At 66.9% G+C, this 22,940-nt stretch carries 14 protein-coding genes; 2 read left to right on the forward strand and 12 right to left on the reverse strand.

The genetic code is table 11. The annotated features are described in order from the left end of the window. Positions 1–46 precede the first annotated feature (46 nt). Both AC13F7_RS17730 and AC13F7_RS17735 read right to left on the reverse strand, forming a co-directional pair. Entirely contained in the window at positions 47–742 is a 696-nt protein-coding gene (locus AC13F7_RS17730) for a hypothetical protein (protein WP_483002506.1), read from the reverse strand. Between the two features lie 132 nt (positions 743–874). Continuing rightward, positions 875–3,868 carry a TonB-dependent receptor gene (locus AC13F7_RS17735; protein ID WP_483002507.1) on the reverse strand — a complete coding sequence of 998 codons (2,994 nt, stop codon included), beginning with the start codon at positions 3,866–3,868 and terminating at the stop codon, positions 875–877. Positions 3,869–4,174: 306 nt separating this feature from the next. Here AC13F7_RS17735 and AC13F7_RS17740 point away from each other — a divergent pair, with 306 nt between their 5' ends. Further along, positions 4,175–5,728 carry a thioredoxin family protein gene (locus tag AC13F7_RS17740; RefSeq protein WP_483002508.1) on the forward strand — a complete coding sequence of 518 codons (1,554 nt, stop codon included), beginning with the start codon at positions 4,175–4,177 and terminating at the stop codon, positions 5,726–5,728. A 72-nt stretch (positions 5,729–5,800) separates the two neighbouring features. Here the strand turns inward: AC13F7_RS17740 and AC13F7_RS17745 are convergent, their stop codons facing one another. The 3 genes from AC13F7_RS17745 to fusA form a co-directional block, all read right to left on the reverse strand. Further along, on the reverse strand, positions 5,801–9,703 hold the full coding sequence (locus AC13F7_RS17745; protein ID WP_483002509.1) for an autotransporter outer membrane beta-barrel domain-containing protein: 3,903 nt from the start codon (positions 9,701–9,703) through the stop codon (positions 5,801–5,803). 358 nt (positions 9,704–10,061) lie between these two features. Continuing rightward, positions 10,062–10,979: a M14 family metallopeptidase gene (locus tag AC13F7_RS17750; protein ID WP_483002510.1), complete on the reverse strand. Its 918-nt coding sequence runs from the start codon at positions 10,977–10,979 to the stop codon at positions 10,062–10,064. Positions 10,980–11,144: 165 nt separating this feature from the next. Then, positions 11,145–13,187: an elongation factor G gene (gene fusA, locus AC13F7_RS17755; protein WP_483002511.1), complete on the reverse strand. Its 2,043-nt coding sequence runs from the start codon at positions 13,185–13,187 to the stop codon at positions 11,145–11,147. Between the two features lie 568 nt (positions 13,188–13,755). Between fusA and AC13F7_RS17760 the strand changes: the two genes are divergently transcribed. Next, on the forward strand, positions 13,756–15,954 hold the full coding sequence (locus AC13F7_RS17760) for a TonB-dependent siderophore receptor (protein ID WP_483002512.1): 2,199 nt from the start codon (positions 13,756–13,758) through the stop codon (positions 15,952–15,954). A 30-nt stretch (positions 15,955–15,984) separates the two neighbouring features. Here the strand turns inward: AC13F7_RS17760 and AC13F7_RS17765 are convergent, their stop codons facing one another. From AC13F7_RS17765 to AC13F7_RS17795, 7 genes are all read right to left on the reverse strand, one after another. Then, complete coding sequence (locus AC13F7_RS17765; protein ID WP_483002513.1) at positions 15,985–16,752, reverse strand: heme ABC transporter ATP-binding protein; 768 nt, start codon at positions 16,750–16,752, stop codon at positions 15,985–15,987. After that, positions 16,749–17,783 (reverse strand): FecCD family ABC transporter permease, encoded by a 1,035-nt coding sequence (locus AC13F7_RS17770; RefSeq protein WP_483002514.1) that lies wholly within the window; start codon positions 17,781–17,783, stop codon positions 16,749–16,751. The genes AC13F7_RS17765 and AC13F7_RS17770 overlap by 4 nt, the downstream gene beginning before the upstream one ends. Positions 17,784–17,803: 20 nt before the next feature. Next, positions 17,804–18,847 (reverse strand): heme/hemin ABC transporter substrate-binding protein, encoded by a 1,044-nt coding sequence (locus AC13F7_RS17775; protein WP_483002515.1) that lies wholly within the window; start codon positions 18,845–18,847, stop codon positions 17,804–17,806. A 69-nt stretch (positions 18,848–18,916) separates the two neighbouring features. Next, positions 18,917–20,299 carry a YncE family protein gene (locus AC13F7_RS17780; protein ID WP_483002516.1) on the reverse strand — a complete coding sequence of 461 codons (1,383 nt, stop codon included), beginning with the start codon at positions 20,297–20,299 and terminating at the stop codon, positions 18,917–18,919. Between the two features lie 122 nt (positions 20,300–20,421). Continuing rightward, positions 20,422–21,429: an alpha/beta hydrolase gene (locus AC13F7_RS17785; RefSeq protein WP_483002517.1), complete on the reverse strand. Its 1,008-nt coding sequence runs from the start codon at positions 21,427–21,429 to the stop codon at positions 20,422–20,424. A gap of 82 nt (positions 21,430–21,511) precedes the next feature. Next, positions 21,512–22,267 (reverse strand): hypothetical protein, encoded by a 756-nt coding sequence (locus tag AC13F7_RS17790; RefSeq protein ID WP_483002518.1) that lies wholly within the window; start codon positions 22,265–22,267, stop codon positions 21,512–21,514. 96 nt (positions 22,268–22,363) lie between these two features. Further along, positions 22,364–22,924, reverse strand: a complete 561-nt coding sequence (locus AC13F7_RS17795) for a TetR/AcrR family transcriptional regulator (protein WP_481467357.1) — start codon at positions 22,922–22,924, stop codon at positions 22,364–22,366. Positions 22,925–22,940 lie beyond the last annotated feature (16 nt).

A 22,940-nucleotide genomic window follows, 5' to 3' on the forward strand; every position in this document is an offset into this window, starting at 1 on the left:
ACCCTATGCCGGTACGTCTCCATCCCGATAGCCGGCAGGTGAGCTGTCAACGTGCCCAGTACACCGCCTTCAACGCCTCGGCCAACCGTGACGCCGCGTCCGCCTGCGTAAACGGCGGCACCTTCGGCGGATCGTATACCTCGGGTCGGATCCCGGCCACGACGAGGTCGATGGCATAGCAACTGCCATCGCGTACCGCGCGATAGCTCTCCGCATTGACGTAGTGGCTCATCGCCGCATCACCCACGGTGAAGTGCGTGAACGGCACACCGCCGATATCGACCGTGGTCGCCGCCGCTGGGCCGGTCGCTTCGGCAGGCAGCTCAAGACAGGCGTTGACCGCCGCGGCATCCTCGCTGCGCCCGATCCGCAACTCCCCGGCTGTAACACGATCCGAGCCCTCCAGCACCAGGGCCACCAGCGGTGTGCCCACGCTGTCCGGCGAAGCAAACAGCTTCCAGGTGGGCGACGCCAGGTAGTCACGCTGGAAGTCCTGCTCCACCCGCGCCCCTGCAACCGGTCCAACCGCGATGCCCGACCCCCCTTCCTGATACACGGGGGACGGGTGCCCGGCCGTGGTTGACGCCGGTCCGGGACCGGCGGCTTTCGCTGCCCCCGGGTCCGCGCCGCTGGGCGATACGATCGAAGCGGCATCACCCCGACCCTGCGGCGAACAGGCGCAGAGCAGCATCGTCAAACCGACCGCGGCCAACCCTGCCTTGATTCGGATCTGGTTCTGCATGAGGGGCTCCACTGGTAATGGCCCCAGACTGCATCGCCTACCGTTAACGGCGCGCCACGTTCTCCGTGAAAGGCGCCCATGCCATCGCAAGCAGACGGGGGTTGCCTCCCCCGCCCGCCCTGCTCTCCTCCCTCAGTAGTCGTAGCTCACGCTGACCCGAAGCGATCGCGGCGCCTGCCGGATGGTCGCTGCGCCATACAGCGGGTCGGGCTGGCCCGGATCGAGCTCGGAGTACGGCGACTTCCACAGCGCCACCTGGCTGTTGAGTACATTGAAGACATCCAGGTTGAAGCCCAGCCGACCCTCGGCCACTGCAGGGCGGTAGGACACCCCCAGGTCCAGCTGCTTCAGCCACGGCAGGCGCCCCTGGCTGCCCGGAGGCGCCGGCTGGCCGTTGTAGAAGTGATACGCGATGCCATAGCCGGAAGGGTCTTCAAAGTCCGGCCCATACGAGCCAAGCGCACTGAACGGTGAGCCGGAGAGCACCTTGAGATTGGCCGAGACCAGCCACTCCGGCGTCAGCTGGTAATAGCCATGCAGCTTGAACTGATGGGTGTGATCGTTGCTCTGCGGTCCGTTGGTGTGCTCCATCAGCTGGGCGTAATCCCACGCCTGGGTCGTGGACACGGCGGTCTGGCCGATGCCGGAGAGCAGCTGCCCTTCGGTGGTGCCGTAGCTGCGCGACCAGGTGTAGTCGCCGCGGGCATACCAGCGACCATCAAACGGATGCTCCAGCGAGAGATTGACCGCGTAGTAGTTGCGCTTGAACTGCGGGAAGCCCATTTCCGCGTTGCTCAGCGGCACGGTCACGTAATTGCCGCCCGTATCCACGAGGTTGAACGTGTTGGCGCGCCCGGGGTTGATCAGCCAGCAGCTGACCGGGTTGCTGTCCTTGGTCACGTTGTAGCCCAGGCTGCTGGCCTTGCCGAGCACCGCATCGATATCGCAGTAGTCGTCCACACCGCTGCGCAGCACGCGGTAGGTCGCCTTGGCCCCGTACACCCAGTTCTGGCCCAGTGCCTTGCTGAAGCCGAGGATGAACTCGTCCTGGTAGGACGGCTCGATGCCGGAGGTGGCCACCGTCTTCGCATCCGGCAGCAGGCCGTAGTTGTTGTTGGCCGACACCGCGTCGGAGAACCGGGTGAGATCGGTCGGATAGCCGTTGCTGTCGATGCCGCCGTAGGTGTAGTAGGTCGAGGTGGCAAGCGTCGCACCCGCTGCGTTGAACGCCGGGTTCAGCGGCAGCGCGAGGTAGTAGCGCCCTACGTTGCCGAACACCTTGAAGCGGCCATCGCCGTCGACGTCCCAGCTGAAGCCAAGACGTGGCGCCCACTGCCCGCTGGTCTGCTTGATGTAGGCATCGCCATCGCGGTTGAAGTTGGTGAACTGATCCAGGCGCAGGCCGAGATTGAGCAGCAAGCGATCGGTCACCTGCCAGTTGTCTTCGATGTACTGCGCCCGCTGCGACGCACGCACCGAGGCCAGCGCACTGTAGATGTACTGGCGCACGTAGTAGCCGTCTTCGCCATTGCGCACGCCGCCGGTGGCCGGCACGCCCAGCCCGGTATTGATCGGCACGTTCGGGTTGGACTGCCCGTAGATCCAGTAATAGCCATCGGCCGAGGCCACCGAGCCGCGGTTCAAGGCACGCGCGTTCTGGTTGTCGATGCCGACGGTGATGCTGTGGTCGCCCCAGACGTAGTTGGCATCGAGGCGCAGGTTGTTGCTTCGGTTGCCGCGGTCCGGGTTGACCAGCAGCGAGGTCGTCTGTGTATTGGTGATCGGCGCACCACCGTTCAGTGCCGGATTCTGCAGCGTGGGGCTGTTGATGTAGGTCAGGCTGCCGTCGTAGGCCGGGTTGCCGATGTAGTCATCCGTGCGCATTTCGCCGTACTGCGCGCTCACGGTGAGCCGGTCGGTCAGATAGCCGGTGTACTTGGCCGTCCACAGGTCGCCGCCGGTTTTGGTGGTGTCTTCCTTGCCGCGCTGGGCGCCGCGGGTGAGCGTGTCGTAGTCGTAGGCGAAGATGTCGCCACGGAAGACGTTGCGGCTGGAGGCGCCGGTCAGTTCGATCAGGTGGTTGTCGGTGATGTTCCAGTCCACCTTGGCGTACCAGCGCGGGCGTTCGTACTCGTACCTGGAGTAGGAATTGGTCGCCTCCACATTCTTGACGTCGGTACCTTCGCGTCGCTCCAGCTCGTAGGAGCCGAAGAAGAACAGCCGGTCTTCAATCAAGGGACCACCGGCGTAGATGCTCTGCGTGCTGACCCATTCGCGGTCCTTGCTCTCAGGCGCATACAACGCACCGTCGCCGGGATAACGCACGTCATCCTTGTCCGAGCGTGTGGAGGCCGGCTCCCAGGTCGCCTGGCCGCCGAAATGCCATTCGTTGGTGCCACGCTTGCCGACGGCGTTGATCACGCCGCCATCGGAGCGGCCGTACTTGGCACTGTAGCCGCCGGTATAGATTTCCTGCTGGTCGATGCTGCCATAGGGCAGCGTCAGGCCGCCCAGGCCGCGCAGTGGATCGGTACTGTTGAAGCCGTTGATGTAGTACGCGTTCTCTGCGGCGGACGAACCGCCAAAGCTCACCAGCTGGGCGCCGGTCGGCCCGGCATACGTGCCGTTGCCGCTGTTGCCGATCACGCCGGGCGCGAGCTGGGCAATGGCCTCGGCCGAGCGGCCCAGCGGCAGCCGTTGCAGCTGCTCGGCCGTGATCACGGTGCGCGAGTCGACGCTGCTGACATCGATGGCTGCCGCCGCGCGGTCGGCACTGACCTGGACGCCATCCAGCCGGGTGACCTCGACGAAGGAGACGTCGGTGCTGGTGCCGACCGTCAGCGCAACGTCCTGCCGGGTCTGCACTACGTTGCCGTCGGCATCACGTGCCTCCACTGAGTAGCGGCCAAGCGGCAGCTGGGGGATGGTGTAGCGGCCGCGCGCATCGACCGCCACTTCACGGGTGAAACCCGTGTCGCTGCGAACGAAAATACGCTGCGCCGATGGCGGCGCCTGACCGGCGATCGCACCGGTGGTGGACTGTGCATGTACCAGGGGAGATGCGGTGGCAAGCAACACCGCCAACGCCAGCAGGTGCGGGCGCAGGGAAGAACGAGCTGTTGTCATCGTGGTTACATCGGTAGTGGGGAAAGCCAATTCATTAACCCCGCTCGCGCCCCAATGCAGAAATGCGCAGGCGTTATGTCGTGTTCGCCGATGGCGATATCGGCGCGCGGCCAAACCATGACATTCGTCAACGCGCGGGGCGCATGGGAGCGCTATGCGGACGAAGCGCGCAGGCCGCCTGCATGCGCCCTTATCACGCCGGGGCCTGCCGTCATGAGCAATCCGCATCAGAGCGATCCGGCCGGAACTTCCCTTGCTTCCTACAATCAAGCACGCCTCCTGCCCTGCCCACTTCTGGATTCCTCAATGCGCTTTGCTCTGTCCCTTGGCCTGCTGGGCGTCGTCGCCCTGCTGCCGGCCTGCTCGCCTGCCCCCTCCCCCGCGGCCACCGTGGCACCTGCCGCGACCGCACAGGCCCCTGCGGAAATTGCCTGGCGCCACGGCGATGTCGACGATGCCTTTGCCGAGGCACGCGACAGCGGCAAACCGGTGCTGCTGTACTGGGGTGCCGTGTGGTGCCCGCCCTGCAACCAGCTCAAGGCCACCTTGTTCAAGGATCCGGCCTTCATCGCACTCACGCGCCAGTACGTGCCGGTCTATCTCGATGGCGATGAGGAGGGTGCACAGGCGTGGGGCGAACGCTTTGGCGTGCGCGGCTACCCGACGCTCATCGTGCTCGACCCTCAGCGCAATGAACTCACCCGCCTGGCCGGCGGCAATGACAGCGAAGCGCTGACCCGCGCCCTGACCCTGGCCGTCAGCCGGCGCACCGCGGTCAGCGAGGTTCTGCAGCACGCGTTGACGGCGCCACAGGAGGTCAGCGCGGAGGACTGGCGCGTGCTGGGCGACTACGGCTGGGAGGTGGATGCCAATCGCCTGGCCGGCGAGCGTGATGCCGCCTTACTGCTGCAGCAGTTGGCCAAGGCGGCGCCTGAGCCGGCCCTGCAGCGGCGGTTCGCACTCCTGGCGCTGGGTGCGGGCAAGCCGGACGCGACGCCGACAGCCGCACAACGCGAAACGACGCGCAGCCTCCTGGAGGCTGTGCTTGACGCACCCGCCGAAGTCCGCGCCAACCGTGACCTGCTGGGCTACCAGGGTCCCGCCCTGGTGAAACTGGCCAGTGCCACCCCGGCCCAGGCGCAGCAGTTGGGGACGCGCTTGCTGGGCGCGCTGGATGCCGCCGACCACGCGCTGGGTGACAAAGCCGATGCGCGGTTGGGCACCGTCATCACCGAGCTGACGCTGCAGCGCCAGCAGCACCCCGATGGCGAGATTCCGGCTGCCCTGAAGCAGAAAGCACAGCAGCGTGTCGCCGCTGCCGATGCCGCCGCGACTACGCCGCACGAGCGCCAGGCGACCATCAGCACCGCCGTGTATGTGCTGCGCCAGATCAAGGACGACGCCGCGGCTGAGAAGCTGTTGCTGGCCGAGCTCGACCGCAGCCAGACACCGTACTACTACATGCCGGAACTGGCGGAGCTGGCCGAAGAACGCGGCGACAAGGCTTCTGCGGTCTCGTGGCTGCACAAGGCTTACCAGGGCGCTCAAGGACCGGCCACCCGCGTGCAGTGGGGCGTGCTGTATGTCGAGGGCCTGCTCCGGCTGACCCCCGAGGATGCACCCGCCATCGAGCAGGCCACCGGCGAAGTGATTGCCGATCTGGCCGCCCAGCCGGCCGGGTACCACCAGCGCACGCGGCAGCGCTTCGAACGGCTGGGCACCGCGTTGCAGGCGTGGAGCCACGCGCACCACGGTGCGGAGAGCCTGAGCCGGCTGCAGGCGCAGATGAGCGCGACCTGTGCGAAGGCAGCAGCGTCCGCAGAGGGCACCGCAGGTTGCGAGCGCTGGTTGAAGAGCTGATCGGGCCCACGCACGCGAACGGCCACCCTGTCCAAGGGTCGCCGTCATGACCAGCGTGCGGCGTGCTGGACGTTACCAGCGGTACTGCATGCCCACGCTCGCATTCACGCTGTCACGCTGCTGGTCATCGCCCGCACCCGTGGAGCGCTGGTAGCCGCCCGAGCCGAACAGGCCCCAGCCGCCACGCAGTTGCACCTCCATGCCCAGCGTCATCTCGACGCGGCCACCGCCCGATTCCAGCGGCACCTGGTCGCGGCCTGCGTATGTGACCTGGCTGCTGGCACGCGGATCGTGCCAGTAGTTCACACCCACATAGGGGCTCCAGCGCGTGCCGGAGGCTGCATCCAGCACCCAGGCACCGCGCACACCCATGCGCCCGGTGATACCCCGCGTGGTGCCCAGATCCACGGTGCCGGCGGCATCGGCGGTGTGCTTGATGTCCACCTGCTGCCAGATCGCCTGCAGCTGGGGCTCCAGCACGAAGCTGCCGTGCGTCAGCGGCATCGCGAACGACTGGCCCACTTCCACCGACAGGGCGTGACCCTCGCCGCGGATCGGCAGTCGCATCGCACCGGTATGTGCCGAACCACTGTAGCGGGTGCCCTGCACCACCGCGTCCAGATAGCCGCCGCCCTGCCCTTGCAGCGTCCAGCCCAGGCCAGCGCTGGTGGCGCGCAGGTCCAGCGAACCGGTGGGCCCACGCACATAGCCGGTGGCGTCGTCATTGGTGAACACGCCATCGACCCGCACGCTGCTCCGGCTGTGCGCCAGATATCCCGACACACGGCTGCGCTGACCGTCATTGCGGGCGTGCTGCCACAGATCGGTACCCACCTGGAGGCCGGACAGATCGCCGCGGGCCTGCGGTGCCGCGAAGGCCCGGTAGGCGTTGTCGACATGGCGGTTGGTGACGCGCGCCCAGGCGGCCCTGCCCTCGGAAGCGCCAGCAGGAACGTCTGCAGGGCCGCGTTCGCGCATCGTGCCCAGGTTGAGAAGGCCCAGCTCACGCGCGATTGGCTGCACCGTGCCATAGGTCGCCAGTTCCGGCCCGATGATCGGATAGGTACCGGGCGGCAGCGGCTGGGTCACATCGATCGGGTCGACCGGCAGCACCGGCACAGGGTCGCCGTTGTCGACCGGATCGGGACCGCTTGGTCCGGGCACGACGGGATCGATTGGCATGACTGGATCGACGGGGACGATCGGGCTTGTCGGGTCCGTCGGATGCACCGGATCTACCGGATCGACCGGTGCGGTCGGCTCGGGCATCGGCAGCGGCACCACGAACGAATTGCGCAGGTACCAGTTGTCGGTGAAGTGGCCCTGCAGGTCACCGCGGAACAGTTCATAGCCCAGCGCACCACTGCGTGCCGGGTAGCCCAGGCGGAAGGCATCACGGTCGGTGGTGCCACCATTCTCCGTGGCGATCACCAGGATGCCATCGCCGGTGGTGTGACCTTCACTGCCGCGTGCGTTGTTGACCCGCACCTGCGTCGTTCCGCTGGCGCGGCCGCCATCGATCACCAACTGGCTCGACGGTGAACCGTCGGTATCCAGATAGGTGTAGAGCACCAGCGCGCCACCATTGCCCACATAGTCGCCATGCACAGTCAGGATGCCGTAGTCGCTGCCGCTGCCCGGCACGATCACACCGGCATTGTTCACATCGCCATGGATCGCACCGCCGCCGCCCAGCGTGCCGGCAGCCGCTACCCAGGTATTGGACTGGATGCTGCCGTCCACCTGCAGGCGGCCGGCAAGCACGCGGGTATCGCCGGTGTAGGCCTGGTCATCGGCGATGCGCAGGGTACCCTGCCCCATCTGGACCAGTCCGCCGGTTCCCTGCACGGCATTGGTCAACACCCGATCATCGGCACGGTTGAATTCCAGCATGCCGTCATTGTGGATGTCGCCCTGCACGCTGCCGGTAATGCCACCGTTACCCAGGCGCAGCGCACCGTGCTCAATGCGCGTACCACCGCCATGCTGCAGATCGCCGGCGACCACCGTGGTCCCGGCACCGGCCTGCACGAGTGCGCCCTCGCCGGTCACGTTGGCCTCCAGCAACAGCGCATCGTCGCGCTGGATCCGCAACGCGGTGCCTGCGCCGAGCCTGACGTCGCCAAGCAGATTGCCGGTGCTTCCGCCGTCGCCGAGTTGCAGCACGCCCGCGCTGACGACGGTGCCGCCGGTATGGGTGGCCATCCCCGTCAGCACCAGGGTGCCGCTGCCGGCCTGCACCAGCTCGCCACTACCGCGCATCGCGCCCGCCAGCGTGGCGGTATCACTGCGATTGACGGTCAGGCGCGCATCATTGGCCACATCGCCTGCGATCGAACCCGCGTTACCGCCGGTGCCCAGCACCAGCTCGCCCTGTTCGATGCGCGTGACGCCGGTATACGTGTTATCTGCGGCCAGTGTCAGCACGCCGTCGCCGCGCTTGATCAGCGCGCCGTCGGCACCGGACATCGCGCTGGCAAGCGTCACGTCATTGTCCTGCACATCCAACACAGCACCCCCGCGGCCGAGCGCCGCCAGCCGCGCGGAGATGTCCGTGGTCGTTCCGCTTGCCCACTGCAGACCACCTCCATCGAGCACGATCTGGCCGCTGCCAAGGTTGGCCGCGCTCTGGAAGCGGATCAGGCCTTCATTGACGGTGGTGCTACCGGTGTACGTGTTCGTGCCGGTCAGCGCAAGCACACCATCGCCTGCCTTGCGCAGGGTGCCATTGGCCCCGCTGACCAGCCCGCTGACGGTCATCAGTGCACCTGCACCCTCCACCTGGAAGGTGTGGGTCCCGGTGGAAGCCAGCACAATCGGCACATTGATCTGGCTGTCGCGGCCCTCGGCGCGGTTGCCCAGCACGCCGTCATCGAAGTTGATCGCACGCGTGGCGGCGCCCGCGCCGGCCAGCACGCTGTCGGCGCGAAGCGCACCGCCCGTGAGATTGACCGACGCGTTCACCGTGCCCGTGGTGCCGGTACGGTCACCCAGCGTCACCGCGCCAGCCTGCACCACCCCACCGGCGCCGACGATCAATCGTGCCGTCGTGCCTCCCCCACCGATGGTACTGCTGCGCTGGCCAAGCAGGATGGTATTGGCGTCAAGCAAACCGGCACCCATGGTCAACGTACCCACCGCAGGCTGCGTCCCATAGCGGGACGTGGCGATGGTCAACGCATCGACCTTCGCATCGAGCGTGCCTGCGCTCAGATCCACCGTCCCCACGGTACCGCTGTAGTTGCTGTTGGAGCCTGCCGCGATGTCCCAGCTGCTGACGGCCGTGCTGCCATCGGTGCCACGCAGGCGAAGCGTGCCGTTGCTGACGCCGTCCTGGAAGTTGAGGATGCCATTGGTCTGGTTGGTGCCGATGGTGACGACATCGGCATTGACGATGTTGTCCTGACCCAGCCGCAGCGTCGCCTGGTTGGTCGCCGGCCCCTGCACGGAGCGGCTGACGTCGGCCACGCCGAACGAAGCGGCGGTGATCACGTTGGTGCCGCCGGCCAGGTTTACCAATGCGTTGCTGATGCCGGTGGTGTTGGCCGCACCCCCGGTGGCGCGGCCACTGACGCTGAACACATTGCCCGCGCCATCGAACACGAAATTCGAGAGCCCGCCCATGTCCAGATTCTGCTCGGTGCTGCGCGCCGTACCACCCACGCGGAAGTCAGCCCCGTCATGCACCAGGGTGCCACCCGCACCGACGATGCTGCCGCTGGCGCCATTGGCTACGGTGAGACCGTCGATATGGCGCGTCCCGCTGCCGATATCCACGGTTGCACTGGCGGGAAAATCGAGCGATTCCGCGTGCGCGGTGGCGACGCCCAGCAGGCTCATGCCCAACGCCAGCACCAAGGGCCGGTGTCCCAGCCGACGGCGACCGGCTTGCCGCGGGCTGCGGGTGGCCAGTTCAGAGGCCACGACCCAACGGCCGGTGGCCGCGCTCCAGACAATGCGGTAGATGTTGTTCACTCGTGTTCCTCGTCAGTCGTCCCGTCCAATACGGACTGTCGCTTCTGGATCCTTCAAACCGTGACGGGAATCACCGGAACGAGTGGCCTGATGCGACAGCGGGCGCCAACGTACCAATGGGCTGCAGGGCAGCCCATGCAATTAGTTGTAATTCATTGGCAGAGCCGATCGATGAGCCGCGCCAAGGCGCCGCAATGTCGCCAAACACATTGCGGCGCAAGGGATTCGATCAGATTCGACAGCTGAGCTGGCCCTGAACTTGCGCCTGACGGCCTGTCCTTCGGGCGCTGTTGAGCGGCGATGGGGCCGCTCTTGAAGCCGAAGCGCGCCATTGCAGCGCGCCCCGATGACGCGGCACTCAGTGTGCGAGCGCGTAATCCAGCGCCGCGCAGATGGCCGCTACCTGCGCGGCATTGCACTCGGCCGGCGACGTGCGCGGGCTGTCCGGATAGACCTCGGTGGTCGTGGCGTAGCGGGCATCGGTGAAACCGGCACACGCGCCGATCGAGCGCGACTCGCCCCAGACCACCCCCGGCGACTGCAACGGCATGCCGATCAACTCGCCCTTCGCATCGGCCGGGGCAATGTGGGTGACCTTCTCCACTGCGGCGATCAACGCCTGCTGGAAGGCCGGCTGCGGATCTTCGCTGTTGCCGATCACGTAGAAGCCATCGGGAATGATGTCCGGCTCCAGCGTGATCCCGTCACGCGCGCAGCGCGCCGGATCGAATTCCTGCAGATCGCTGTCGGTGGTTTCGTGCAGGTCCATGTGGACGAGCAGCGTGTCGCCCCGTGCCGCCATCCAGCGCATCAGCGCGGCCGCCTCCTTGATCAGGCCATCGCCACGGAAGCTGCGGTTGGGATCGATCGCGTCCGGGTTCCAGCGCTGGATGCGCTCATAGCCCCACGGGCTGACGCAGGGTGCCACGATGAGGTTGATGCGGCCCGCGTAGGCATCCGCCCGCTCGTCCAGAAACTGGAGGGCGCCATGCACGCCACTGGTTTCGTAGCCGTGCACACCGCCGGTGACCAGCGCCGTCGGCAAGGAGGCGTCCCACTCACGGTTGACCACCGCAAACAGCGGGTAGTGATCCGGTGCGTAGTCCAGCTGTCCGTACTGGACTACCTCGAAGCGCTCTTCCAGGGCCTCGAGGGCGACCACCACATCGTCGTGGTAGCTGCGCTGGCGCTGCTGGGCGGCACGCCACTGCGCCCGCTCGGCGTCGCCCCAGGGCTGGCCGGGGGTGCCGATCGGGTAGAAATGCGTGTTGCTCATGGCCGTACTCCAAAGAGAAATCCGGTCGCTGCAGCCGTTGGCTGCGTGCGACGTTACGGAAGACATTCTAGCTGTGGCCGGGCATCCGGGACTGTGCGGACTGCCAACGCTGACACGAAAAAAGAGAGCCGGTTGCCCGGCCCTCTTCTCTTGCCACATCGACAATCAGGCTGCGTGCGCCGCCTCATACCCGTTCAAGCGCATGTCGCTGGACGCGCGCCCCTGGGTCAGCGAACGCAGCGAGGTGGTGTAGCCCCCCAGTCGCGCCAGCGGTGCATAGCCAAGCACTTCCGCCTGGCCATCCTGGTCCTCGATCGAGGCCACCCGTCCGCTGCGGCGGTTGAGATCGCCCACCACATCGCCGACATTGCCTGACGGCGCGTGGATGGCGATCTCCATCACCGGCTCCAGCAGCTGCGTGCCCGCCTCGGCCAGCGCCGCTTTCACCGCCTCGCTGCCGGCGCGATGGAAGGCCATGTCCGAGGAATCCTTGACGTGGGTCTGGCCATCGACCAGCGTCACCTCGATACCGACCACCGGATGGCCCAGCGGGCCTTCGCCCAGTGCCGCCCGAACGCCCTTCTCCACTGCGTTGACGAAGCCGCGCGGGATCGCGCCGCCCACAGTGCGGTCGACGAAGATCACCTCGCCATCCTCGCGCGGCGCCACATCGATCAGCACCTGGGCGAACTGGCCTTGGCCGCCGGTCTGCTTGGCGACCTTGCCCTCCACCCGCTGCACCGCTCGCTTCGGCGTTTCCTGATAGGCCACGCGTGGCTCGCCGGTGCGGACGTTGACGCCCCACTCCGTGCGCAGACGCTCGACCATCACCTCCAGATGCAGCTCGCCCATGCCCCAGATCAGGGTTTCACCGCTGTCCGCATCGGTCTCGACACGGAACGACGGATCCTCCTGCGCCAGGCTGGCCAACCCTTGGCTGATGCGGATCAGGTCCGAGGCCTTTTCCGCCGTCAGCCGCCATGCCAGCACCGCATGCTGCGCCTGGATCGCATCGAGCAGCAGCGGGCGCGATGGCGCACTCAGCGTTTCACCGCTGACCGCATCCTTCCAGTCCAGCACCGCGACGATGTCACCGGCTACGGCCTGCTTGATGTCGTGGGTCTGGTCGGCCTGCACCCGCACCAGGCGGCTGACGCGCCGCCCCTGCGGATGCTGCGAACTGGCCAGCGCGTCGCCCACCTTCAGCGTGCCCGAATACACCCGCACGAAGCTCAGCGCACCGTGGTTCTGGTGCGTGATCTTGAACAGCAGCGCCGCAAGCGGGCCCTCCGGGTCCGGTGGCAGCAGCACGTCGTTACCGTTCTCGGTGGCGATCACCGCCGGCCGATCCAGTGGCGAGGGCAGATAGTCGACCACCGCGTCCAGCAGCGTCTCCACACCCTTACTCTTGAACGCCGAGCCGGCCAACACCGGTACGCCGGCACCGGCCAGGGTGCCGCGACGGATCGCCGCGCGCAGCTGTGCGTTGTCGATCACCGCGCCTTCCAGCCACGCCTGTGCCAGCACGTCGTCAGCGTCGGCCACGGCTTCGATCAGCGCCTCGCGCTGCGGTAGCCACTGGGCAGCCTCATCGGTCGTCCAGGCATGCCGCAAGGCAGTGCCCTTGTCATCCCAATGCACAGTACTGCAGTCGACCAGGTCCACCCAGCCGTTGAACTGGCTTTCGGTCCCGAGCGGCACGCCGAGCGCCCATGGCGTGGCACGCAGCTTCTCGCGGAGCTGGGTCAGCACGCGTTCGAAGGACGCACCGGTGCGATCCATCTTGTTGGCGAAGGCGATCAGCGGCACCCCGTGGCGACGCGCCTGGCGCCAGACCGATTCGGACTGGGGCTGCACGCCATCCACTGCGGAGAACACTGCGACCGCGCCATCCAGCACGCGCAGGGACCGCTCCACTTCGATCGCGAAATCGATGTGGCCGGGGGTATCGATCAGGGTCAGGTGATGGACCGGCTGGTCGCGCGGTGCCCAATGCGCCTGCACGGCGGCCGCGCCGATGGTGATGCCGCGCTCGCGCTCGATCGCCGAGAAATCGGTGGTCGCCGCACCGTCGTGGACTTCACCAACGCGATGGATCTCGCCGGTTTTCCACAACAGGCGCTCGGTGAGCGTGGTCTTGCCGGCGTCGATGTGGGCAATGATGCCGAGGTTGCGCCGGAGGGTAAGGGTCTGGGTATGGGTGTTCATGGGATAGGTCTCACTGCCAACATCGGGGAGCCGCACGCCGCCGTTGGCTAACGGGCGTGCGGCCAGGTTTGGGGCTCGGCGATCTGGTGCATGGCACGTTCTCCTTCAGACAGTTCTGGTGCGTGGAAACGAAAAGAGCGCCCGGTGGGCGCTCTGCGTGGGGTCCAGGGTGACCGGTGTTCCGGTCAGCAGCCTCGCACTCCGATTGGCAGACGCGCCCGTGCCGCGTAAACGCGGGTCAGGGTAAAAAACGTCAGAAGCGGCATCGAAGTCATGAGGGTCACCTGGGGTGTAGCCGGCATTGTAGACCTCCCGTGGCCGGCTACAAGCCCTTATTGACAACACTCGCGCAACAATGAGCATCATGAACGCAAATAACGCTCATTATTGGCACGCGGATACCTAAAGCAGCCCGAACATGCGAATGGGTCGCAATTGCGTATAAGGCGGTAATCCTTAAAATGGTGGCCGATGCGTCGCCAGCGGCGACGCCCGCGCGCCAGGCTCCGCCCTTCAAAGCAACGAGCCGCGCTCGCGTCCCTCCTTCCGCGTTGCCGAGCTGTTGCCCATGACCTCCTCTTTCTCCCCGAACCCGCGCCGGTTGCGCCCCAACCTGCTGGCCCTGGCCTGCCTTGCCGCCGCGTTTGTGCCCACCGCCCATGCCCAGACCGCCACCGATCTGGATGCGGTGCGCGTCAACGCCTACCGCGCTGCCAACAGCACCAGCGGCGCCACCAAGACCAGCACCGCACTGGCCGAAACCTCGCAGTCGGTCTCCGTGATCGAGCGCGCCGAACTGGATGCCCGTGGCGTGCAGTCGCTCAACGATGCGATGCGCTACGTCGCCGGTGTCAGCCTGGAAAGCTCGGGCATCGACAACCGCGTGGACGACTTCCGCATCCGCGGCTTCGATGCCGGCAGCTGGTCCAACAACGTCACCCTGGATGGCATGCGCGCGCCGCAGGGCAGCCAGTGGAACCGCAGCATGTTCGACAGCTGGAACCTGGAGCGCGTGGAAGTGCTCAAGGGTCCGTCTGCCGTGATGTACGGCCAGGTGGCCCCGGGCGGGATGGTCAACCAGGTCAGCAAGACGCCGACGCCCGATCAGGTGCAGCAGCTGCGCCTGGGCGTGGATGCCAATGGCCAGTACAGCGCTGCCTTTGACGTGGGCGCCGGCACGGCCGCTGATGATCACCTGTTCCGCCTGGTCGGCCTTTATCGCGACGGCCAGACCCAGATCAAGCGCACCGAGCAGGAACACTGGTTCCTCGCGCCCAGCTACACCTGGCAGCTCGCCGAGCGCACCCGCCTGACCCTGCTGGGCATGTACCAGAAGGACGATGGCGGCTCGACCTACCAGTTCCTGCCGGCCGCCGGCACGCTCAATCCGACGGCGTCGGGCTACATGAAGAACAGTACCTTCATCGGCGAGCCGGACTGGAACACCTTCGACCGTACGCTGTGGACCGCCGGCTGGATGTTCGAGCATCAGTTCAACGACCACCTCACGCTGACCCAGAGCGCGCGCCGCACGCATGTCGATTCGCTGTTCCGCAGCGTGGTCACCTTTGGCGCACTCAATGCCGATGGCCGCACCCAGAACCGTCGCGGCGTGATGGGCACTGGCGACTCCGATGGCGACACCTTCGATACGCGCCTGCAGGCGCGTTTCAGCACCGGCGCGGTGGATCACACCGTGCTGCTCGGCTGGGACTGGCAGCGTGCGGATTGGGAAGGTGTGCGCAGCGCCATGAGCAGCCCGCGCCCGATCGACATCTTCAATCCGGTCTATTCGACCTACCGCCCGACGGTGAGCACGGAAACCCCGACCGCCGGCATCAACCGGCAGAGCGGCGTGTACCTGCAGGATCAGTTGGCGCTCGGCAACTGGCGGATGACGTTCGGCGGTCGCTACGACTGGACCAAGGATGACAGCAGCAGCGCCAACCGCAACATCGCTACCGGCATCTCCACGCCGGGCGGACGCAATGTGATCAAGAGCGAGGCCTTCACCGGCCGCGCCGGCGTGCTGTATGTGTTCGAGAACGGGCTGACCCCGTATGTGAGCTACGCCGAATCGTTCCAGCCCTCGACCAAATCGCCGTTGGACAGCTTCACCCAGACCGCGTTCGAACCGGTGACCGGCTCGCAGTGGGAAGCCGGTCTGAAGTATCAGCCCGCCTCGGTGGACGGCCTGGTGACACTGTCGGTGTACGACCTGCGCCAGCAGAACATGATCGTGGATGATCCAGTAGCCTCGCACCGCAACTGCGGCGCGACCGGCACCGCGACCTGCTCGATCCAGGGCGACGAAGGTCGCGTGCGCGGCATCGAACTGGAAGGCCGGATCACCCCGATCGAGGGCTTCAGCCTGATCGGCGCGGCATCACGGATGGACTCGGAGATGACCCGTTCGGCACCCTACAAAGGCAAGGAACTGGCGATGGTGCCCGACTACAGCGCCTCGTTCTGGGCGGACTACACCTTCCAGGCCGGCGCACTGCAGGGCCTGAGCCTGGCTGCGGGCGCGCGCTACAACGGTGTCAGCTACGGCGACAGCGCCAACCTGTACCGGATTCCGTCCTACACACTGTTCGATGCGGCGATCCGCTATGACGTGGGTCAGATCGGCGGCACCCAGGTGCAGCTGGCACTCAACGCCAGCAACCTGGCCGACAAGCGTTTCGTATCGACCTGCACCGGCGTGTCGTCGTGCTATTACGGCAGTGGCCGCACCGTGATGGCGACGGCGCGGTTCGGCTGGTAACTGGTGGCGGCGCCGGGGTAACTCCCGGCGCTAGGCGTCGGTGACCACCACCAACGGGACATCGCGCTGCGGATGCCGCAGCACCAGCACCGGCTGCTGGTACACCCGTTCGATGTGTTCCACCGTCAGGACCTCGGTGGGCGTGCCATCGGCCGCCACGCGGCCCTGCTCCAGCAACACGATCCGGTCCGCATACGCAGCGGCCAGATTCAGATCATGCAATACCACGATCACACAGGCACCGGCATCGGCCAGGTCGCGTACCGCACGCAGCGTACGCTCCTGATGCCGCAGATCCAGGGCGGCCGTCGGCTCATCCAGCAACAACAACGGCGTATCCTGGGTCAGCACGCGGGCGAAGGTCGTCCGCGCCGCCTCGCCACCGGACAGATGTTCCACTTCCCGCTCGATCAACGCATGCAGGTCCGCTCGTGCCAGTGCATCGGCAATGCAGGCGGCATCTTTGACCGGATCCGGCGGATGCGGCAGCCGCCCCATCGCCACCACTTCATGCACACGGAAGGCGAACCGCACCGCGTGCTCCTGCGGCATGACCGCGCGCTCGCGTGCCAGCGGCTTGGCTTTCCAGTCCGCCAGCGCCTGACCACGCAGCAGCACCTTGCCCTGCTCCGCCTCCAGATCGCCTGCGGCCACCGCCAGCAACGTTGACTTGCCCGCGCCGTTCGGCCCAACCAGCGCCGTCACCGTGCCGGGCACGAAATCCAGCGTAATGTCATCCAGAATGCGCCGCGCGCCGCGGCTCAACTGCACCGACTGCAATTGCAGCAGCGCGCTCATGCGCCGCTCCGGTGGCGCTGACGCATCACCAGCCACAGGAAGAACGGCGCACCCAGCGCGGCCGAGAACAGGCCCAGCGGAATCTCCGACGGCGGATCCAGCGTGCGTGCGGCGGTGTCGGCGACCACGATCAGCAGCGCACCGGCGACGGCTGAGACCGGCAGCAGCCAGCGATGGCCGGGGCCGACCAGCAGACGCACGACGTGCGGCACAACCAGACCCACGAAACCGATCGAGCCGGCAAAGGCGACGGCGGCACCGACCAGCAACGCACTGAAAGCAATCAACTTGAGCCGCGTGCGCTTCACATCCAGTCCCAGGTGCTGGGCCTGACGCTCACCCAGCGCGAGCATGTCCAAGGGCGTAGCCAGACGCAGCAACGCGATCGTGCCGAGCACGAACACCGGCGCCACCGCGATCACGTCCATCCAGTCGGCCTGGGCCAACGAACCCATCTGCCAGAACACCAGCGATTGCAGCTCACTCTCGCTGGCGACGTAGGTCAGGAACCCGATCATCGCCGAGCAGAACGCCGCGATCGCAATGCCGACCAGCAGCAATGTCGCCGTGCCGGTGCCCTGCCCCGGTCGCGCCAGCAGGTACGTCAAGGTGATCGCGCCACCGGCACCGGCGAACGCCGCCAGCGGCAGCGTCCATGCACCGAAGGCGCCGGCACCCAGCACGATCGCCGAGACCGCGCCCAACGCAGCGCCCTGGGTCACGCCGACAATGCCGGGGTCGGCCAAGGGATTGCCGAACAACCCCTGCAGGCTCGCGCCGGCCATCGCCAGTGCGGCCCCCACCATCGCGCCCAGCAAGGCACGCGGAATGCGCAGCTGCCATACCACGGCCAGATCGCGGGTACTGACGCTGGCCGGATCGACCAACCCCAGTTTCACGCCGATCGCCTGCAGCACTTCCATCGGTGGCAGGCGCAACGGGCCCACCGCAAACGAGGCAATGACCGCGATCAGCAGCCCCACCGCGGCCCAGATCAACACAGTCGCGCCACGGCGACGCACAGGACTCAACACCGCCATGCCTCACGCCCTCACGGGCGCGGCACCGTTGCGAAAGCAGCAGCCAGTGCCACCGCACCACTGCCCGAGGCAACGCTGGCGGACTTCAACTCCACATCCGGCATCACCCACACGCGGTTGGCCGCACCGGCCGGCGTCTGCCGAAGCGTCGGATAGGCGCGCCACAGCCCGGCTTGGCCACCAAACAGGGCCAGATCGTTCTCGGTCACGAGGATCACGTCGGGCGCAGCGGCCACCACGCCTTCATTGCTGAGGGCCGAGTAGTTGGCCACACCGGCTTCGTCGCCGATGTTGATGCCGCCGGCGAGCGTGATCAGCTTGCCCGACGCACTGTCCGAACCGGCCACCGTCGGCGCGCCGCCGGCACCGGTCGCGGAAACATGGATCACACGCGGGTGCCATGCCAATGCGGCACCACTGGCCTTGGCCGCATCCAGCTGCGACTGCACTTTCGTGGCCAATGCTTCACCCTGCTCGGCCATGCCGACGGCGGCGGCGACCTTGCGCACCTTGTCCGCGGCCGGCTGCAGATCGTCGACGATCACCGCCGCCTCGCCTGCGCCGCGCAGCTTGGCGGCGAGATCGGAATGGCGGCGCAGGCTGTTGCCCAGGAACAGGGTGCCCTGCAGGCTCAACACGCCTTCCACGCCGGTGGTGCGGTTGAACAGAAATTGTTTGGGGGCCTTGCGGCCGGACGCGGTGGCCGAGCGCAGCGGCGCGGCGTAGACCTGGTCGTCCAGACCAAGCGCTTCGAGCACGGCGATGATGTCATCGCCACCAGCAATGATCTTGGAGGTATCGGTCACCGTCGTGGCCACACCATCATCGGAGGTGACCTGTGCCGGCAACTGCTGGGTGGCGCCGTCGATATCCGGCACGTCCACGCCCGCCAACCGCTGCCAGCCGTCCGGCAACGCTTCAGCGCCCTGCGCGGCAGGTGCCGCAGGTGCCGCAGCGGTGTCGGCAGCCGGTGCGGCAGGTTCCTTCGAGCACCCGGCGATCACGGCAACCAGGGACAGCGCCAGCAGGCTGCGGCGGACAACAATCGACTTCATGGCAGTTCCTTTTCAATCAGAACGGCGGGGCTGTTCGCCCCGCCGCCAGTGCAACGCACTGCGCAGGACTCAGTTCGCGCGGGTGCTGATGCGGGTGATGCGGTCGCCCTTCGGATCCTGGGCATCACGCGACTTGTTGACGGCAAACACGTTGCCCTTGCCATCTTCACGCACATGGTTCGGGAAGGTGCCGCCATCCAGGTTGCCCACCACCTTGCCGTTGCCATCGACCACGGTCACCGTGCCGGCACCGCGGTTGGTCACATAGGCCAGCTTGGACACCGGCTCGAAAGCGACGTTCAGCGCACCGGCGCCGACCGGCACGTCGTGCAGCACCTTGCCGCTGGCGACATCGACGATCAGCAGGTTGTCAGTGCCCTGCGAGGCCACGTACAGGCGACCTGCCGAAGCGTCATAGGCCACGCCGGAGGCGCTGATCGCGTTGCCCAGATCGATGACCTTCTCCACCTTGCCGGTGGTGGTGTCGATCACGGCCGCTTCGGGCGTGCCGATGCTGACGGTGAACAGCTTGCCGGCCGCTTCATCCAGCACCAGGCTCATCGGGACGAACTTCTTGTCGTCCACGCCCGAGGCCAGGGCGATCGGCTCCAGCGGCTGCAGGGTGCGGGCATCGAACACCGAGAGATGATCCTCACCGGCGGCCGAAGCGAATACCTTGCCATGACGGCCATCGACCACGACGTCGCGGGCATGCGGCACAGTGCCGACATCGAACTGGCGCACCAGCGACAGATCCTTCTGGCGATACACAGCCACGGTGTCCTGGCGGGTATTGGTGACCCACACGTTGCCGTTGGCATCATCCACGCCCACGCCATAGACCGCGAACACTGCACCGCCCTTGCCGCCCGGCACTTCCGCCGGCGTGACCTTGGCGGTGACCTTGAGGGTCTTCGGGTCCAGCTTGAGCAGCTGCGACTGGGTGACCGGCGGGCGACCGACGGCAGCGGTGACGAACACCGCGTTGCTGGCCGCGCTGTACGCGGACTGGTACAGGCCCTGTACCAGTTTGGCCGAGGTCTGGTTGAAGTTCTGCTGGCCGCTCAGCGGCAGGTTCGGCGAAACGCGCAGCGACAGCACGGTGGCGGCGGACGGCTGGCTGGCACGCACGATCACCGGCTGTTGGCCGGGCACGGCATCGGCCGGAATCGCGACCTTGCCCTTGAAGTTGCCCTCGGCATCGACCACGTACGGGGTGGCGTTGAGCACCGTTTCACCGCGCAGCAGAGTCACCTGCTGGCCCGGGACGAACTGGCGGCCGATCACCTCGGCGTCGCTGCCCGGCACCACGTTCTGGCCGCGGCTGACCACTTCACCGCGGAAGCCGTTGGCCGGCGCATCGAACACCGGCTGGGCGAGCACGGTCGGGCTGGCCAGCGACAGCGCAAGGGCCAGGGTGGCGACGCGCGGGAGGGTTTTCAGGGTGTACATCAGCAGACTCCTTCTGTTGGGGGCGCGCCGGTTGGCGCGTTGTCACAGTGCTTGCCTTGGCGTGGCCGCGGTCCGTTGCGGCGGTGGCACACGGCCACGGAACTGCCTGGGTAACGAAAAAATCAGGGGGCCGGCGCGGGCGTACCGCTGCGATCGGCGATGCCATACAACTGGCTCAGCGTGGCCTTGAGCGATGCCGGCAGCATCGGCCCATGGCCAAGGCCGGGGAATTCGCGGTACTGCACAGTCAGGCCCGGCACCTTGGCCAGGCGCGTGGCCAGCTGCTGCGCGGCATCGGGAGTGGCGCCACCAATACGGCGCAGATGAGCGACCACACGCGGATTGGTCATGTCGCGCACACCCCGGTTGCCGGTGCGCTCGTCGCCGCCAAGCATCACCGTGACCTGTGCCGGCTGGCCTTGGGCGTTGGCGATGAACTGTCGCTCCATGTCGCCCAGCGGGGCGCCCTGGCTCCACCACAGTGATGGGCTGGCCGACACGTAATGCTGGAACGCGGCCGGCCGCGTATACAGCGTGCTGACCACGAACAGGCCGCCGAGCGAATGGCCCCAGAGCGACTGCTGCTGCAGATCGACGTTGGCGCGGCGCTGCACTTCCGGCTTGATCCGGCGTTCGATCAGATCCAAGAACGCATACGCACCGCCGCCGCTGGACTGCGAGGTGCCGTTCTCGTCGTCGGCGGTGTCGATCCACGCGGTGTAATCGCGGGTGCGTGACGGCGAATCGATGCGCAGGTCGTTGTCGTAACCGATGAACACCAGCACCGGCGCGGCGTGCGCGGCCAGATCAGCAAGCATCGTCTGGTCGAGCACCATCGCCGCGGCGTTGCCATCCAGCATGTACAGCACCGGTGCCGGCGTGGCCGAGGCCTTGGTTGGCACGCCGACATTCACCCGCCAGCGGCGGGCTTTGTCGGGGCTGTCGAGCACGAAGTGTTCGAAACGATAACTCTGCGCCGGCTCATCCAGCACCGTCTCACCCACCTTCTGCTCGGGATTGCGCTGCTGCGCCGAGGCGGGTGACAGCGCCGCCATGCCGATCACGGTTGCCACGCCCAGCGTGCGCAACCACGGCGATACGGAAGAGATCAGCGACGAGGAAACATTCATGACTACCCGGAGCGAGGGACGGTGCTATCGCGCCAGTGTAACTCAAATGAGAATGGGTATCACTGACGTTGCGCCACCCGGTTCAGCGCGCGCAATCGCCCGAGGCCTTGCGTGCCGCACCCACCGTCGCACCGCCTTTGCCGCTGACCGACATCCAACCCTTCAAGGACATGTCGTCCGGCACGGACGCTCCCATCGGCGCTGCGGAGATCACCAGCTCACGGGCGGTGCCGACCGGCTCAAGTTCGGCCAGGCGCGCGGCCTTGTCTCCGTCGGTGCTGACGACGTCATCGGGCCCCGCCGCTGGTGTGCTGGTAGTGGTTCCCGTCTTGGCCACCCTGATCCGCAGCTCGCCGTCGGCCCTGTTGCTCACCGTCACTGCGTACTGCTCCTTGCCATAGGCCCAGGGCATCTCGCGCTGCACCGTGACAGCCTGCCCTTCGGCGGGAACCTCCAGCGTCTCACCCGCGATGCTCTGCGCCATCGCCATGCCGCCCATCACCGCCATGTACAGGCCGTACGCACGCATCTGCTTCTCTTCCTGCGTCTTTGCCGCGGGCGCGCCCGGCCAGCGCGCGTCGAGATTCATATGCGCCTTGCCATCGCACAGCGTCAGCACCAGCGGTTCACCCCCACCCTCGCCGAGGCGGACCAGGCTGTCGCCATTGCGGAACTGCTGCACCCGGCCGATCAAGGACGCGCCGCTCGCCGGGACCTGGCTCACCTCGACACTTGATGCGCTCTTCAGGCGCTCAGTCAACGACAGCGTCGCAGCACTGGCGGGCACGGCCACAGTGATCGCGGCGGTGAGTGCAGCAACAGTGAGAAAAGCGCGCATGGCATCCAGTCCAGAAGGGCGGGACATCATACGCGCCCGATCGCATCCGCCCAGCGCACCGCGCCATCGCTCAAGCGCGCTGCCGTACTGCAACGCTCAACCACGCATCACCATCGCCTCGATCGTCGCGGCCAGCTCCTGCTCGGCCTCCATCGGTGTGATGTCGCCGGTCGTCGCCGCAGACGAAAGACCTTCGGCGGCACCCAGCATGCCCCACAGCCCGGCCTGGGCCAACGTGCCGTCGGGCGCGAACGGAGACAGCAGCGCGCGACACTGCTCGAGAAACACGACGTCATAGTCGCGTTTGATCCGCGCCAGTTCAGGCGAGCCGGCCAGCGCAGCAATCACGCCGGGAATCTCGCGCCCCTGCTTCATCACGCAGGCCACATAGGCGTCGGCGATGACCTGCGCTTTCGCCGCGAGGGTCGGGCCGCTACTGGCAAACAGCGTCTCCATCACCACCCCCTGCCGTGCATCGAAATCGCGATACAGCGCGCCCAGCAGACCCGCCCGCGTCCCGAAATGGTCATACACCACCGGCTTGGTGACCCCGGCCTGCTCAGCCAGCCGCCCCAGCGTCAGTGCGTCGGTGCCCTCCTCCCGGATCAGCCGCCAGGCCTCCTCCAGCAATTGGCGCAGGCGCTCGTCGCGGGACATGCGGCGGCGTGGCGTG

The organism is Stenotrophomonas sp. K-6 (assembly GCF_056861555.1).